Origin of the sequence: Bradyrhizobium sp., assembly GCF_016462955.1 — a bacterium.
Lineage (GTDB): Bacteria > Pseudomonadota > Alphaproteobacteria > Rhizobiales > Xanthobacteraceae > Bradyrhizobium.
On record NZ_JAEMSD010000166.1, the window covers coordinates 10,551 to 12,979 of the forward strand.

Sequence of the window (2,429 nt, forward strand, 5' to 3'; positions counted from 1 at the left end):
ATGTGTAGTCGACGAAGTGGGTCAGATCTTGTTCGAAGGAAAGGCAAAGTCCGACCCCGGGGCGCTCGCGGCATTGCTTCGCAAGCGGGCGCCACAAGCGGAGCGCATCGGATTTGAGACCGGGGCGATGGCGAGCTGGCTATGGCATGAACTTCGTAGGGTCGATCTCCCAGTGGTTTGCATCGACGCGCGGCATGCCCACGCGGCTTTGTCCGTACGCATGAACAAGAGCGATCAGAATGATGCTCGAGGTCTGGCCGAACTGGTGCGGGTTGGTTGGTATCGAGAAGTCAAGGTCAAGAGCAAGGAAAGTCAGAAGATCCGCGCGATACTCGTCGCGAGATCCCGGCTTGTGTCCATGCGCCGAGACATCGAGAACCAGGTCCGGAGCTTGATCAAAGAATACGGCTTGCTGTTCCCGCGCGCAATCGGCCAGCAGTTCCGCAACCTGGTCAGCGAGCTATTGGGCGATAATCATCCACTCCTTAGCGTGATCTCGCCGCTCCTGTTGATCCATGAGCATATCTGTCATCAGCAGAACAAGTTCGACGACGAAGTTCGCCAGTTGGCGAAGGCGGACGAGACGACGCGCCGCCTAATGACCGTTCCCGGTGTCGGCGTGGTGACCGCCTTGACTTTCCGCCATACAATCGATGACCCATTGCGCTTCCGATCGGCGTTGACAGTCGGTGCCTACCTCGGCCTTACACCTCGGCGCAACCAATCTGGCGAAACTGACATCAACGGCAAGATATCTCGATGGGGCGACCGGCTTCTCCGAACCTACTTGTTTGAGGCCGCCACCGTACTTCTCTATCGGACAAAGAAGTGGTCTTCCCTTAAGGCCTGGGGCATGAAGCTCGCCAAGCGGATCGGCATGAGGAAGGCAAAGGTCGCCGTCGCCCGAAAGATCGCAGTCATCCTTCACTGCATCTGGGTCGATGGCACATCCTTCGACTGGGGGCAGCCGCAGCCAGTCTGATATTTGCTCGCAAGTTCCTGGTCCGGTCTGCCGGACTGGCGATGTCCCGCTGGGACGGTGTTGAGGCGACCTCGTTCATTCGGCTGGTGGCGGCTCGACCGTACTCCGCTGCAAACGTTGAGGCGTCCGACCCGGACATCATCATGAGGCGCTGCGCGACCTCGGAAAGGACCGTGACCCCAGTGAAGACATAACCAGCCAGGGCGATCCAATGCTTGGCCGGCAAAGTACGCATCAGCCGCGCTCGCGCCGTCTCCGCAACCCTGACCAGCTCCGACAGCGCGAGCGCTACCGTCGTGCCGTCGGAAAGTTCAAAAGGTGATTGACAACAATCCGCAATTAAAGGGCCGAATGACATGCCTCGCAAGGGACTTCTGGTCGATGCCGCCTGGATGGAACGACATGGATATTCCACCAGCCTGCGCAGCCAATACGTATCGGCCGGCTGGCTGGTTCAGCCGGCGCGGGGAACCTTCAAGCGTCCGCTCGGCGAACTCTCCTGGCAGGGCGTCGTCGTGTCACTCCAGCGGCTGCTCGGCTCCGACCTCGTCGTCGGCGGACGTACCGCCATCGAAGCGCAAGGCTTCAGTCACTACCTGAGCCAAACCGGTCCTTCGACCGTACATCTATACGGAACGCTGCCTGCTCCCGGCTGGCTCGGCAAACTTCCGCTCAAACAGAAATTCCGTGTTCACCGCACGCAAAGTCTATTCAAAACGCACGGGAGCACGCCCGGATCAAAGTCGGGGACGACACGGGAAATACCGGGACCATCCGACTGGCCTCTCATGGTATCGACTCCCGAACGTGCGTTCCTCGAACTGCTCGACGAATTGCCCCGCCACGAAAGCTTCCACCAAGTCGATGCATTGGCGGAAGGATTGAGGAGCCTAAGTCCCCGGCGGCTGCAAACGCTTCTGAACGACTGCAAAAGCATCAAGGTCAAACGACTGTTCTTCTGGTTCGCAGAGCGACATCAACACGCCTGGCTCAAACAGATCGACACGTCGAAAGTCAATCTCGGCACGGGAAAGCGCATGCTCGTCAAGGGCGGCAAACTCGACACCAAATACCTCATAACCATCCCAGACGACCTCAATGCCCCTATCTGAAAAATATCGGCATCAAGTCGCCTTGTTGATCGAGACGATCCCGTTCGTCGCGGCGGAGCCCGATTTTGCGCTCAAGGGCGGCACTGCCATCAATCTCTTCCACCGCGATATGCCACGCTTATCAGTCGATATCGACCTGACCTATCTGCCGGTGGCTCCGCGCCCCGAATCTCTTGCTGCGATCGATGCGGCGATGAAGCGCATGGCAGCGGCCATCAGGAAAGGATTGCCGGGCTCACGGGTGACGGAAGTCGTCAACGCCCGTGAAAAGATCGTCACCAAGCTTACCGTCCAGAAAGGTGATGCGCAGATCAAGATTGAGGTCACGCCGGTGA

3 protein-coding genes are annotated in these 2,429 nt (G+C 58.8%); all 3 read left to right on the plus strand.

The window, feature by feature from the left end; genetic code table 11:
• The coding region (locus JHD07_RS18170) for an IS110 family transposase (RefSeq protein WP_291624527.1) at positions 1 to 982 on the plus strand (982 nt) is incomplete at its 5' end.
• Positions 983 to 1,338: 356 nt separating this feature from the next.
• Positions 1,339 to 2,094 carry a type IV toxin-antitoxin system AbiEi family antitoxin gene (locus tag JHD07_RS18175; protein WP_291624528.1) on the plus strand — a complete coding sequence of 252 codons (756 nt, stop codon included), beginning with the start codon at positions 1,339 to 1,341 and terminating at the stop codon, positions 2,092 to 2,094.
• A partial coding sequence (locus JHD07_RS18180; protein WP_291624529.1) for a nucleotidyl transferase AbiEii/AbiGii toxin family protein occupies positions 2,081 to 2,429 on the plus strand: 349 nt, incomplete at its 3' end. The genes JHD07_RS18175 and JHD07_RS18180, both read left to right, overlap by 14 nt.

Coding starts and splice junctions, on each gene's coding strand:
- JHD07_RS18175 (WP_291624528.1), top strand. CDS start 1,339: ATGCCTCGCAAGGGACTTCTGGTCGATGCCGCCTGGATGGAACGACAT.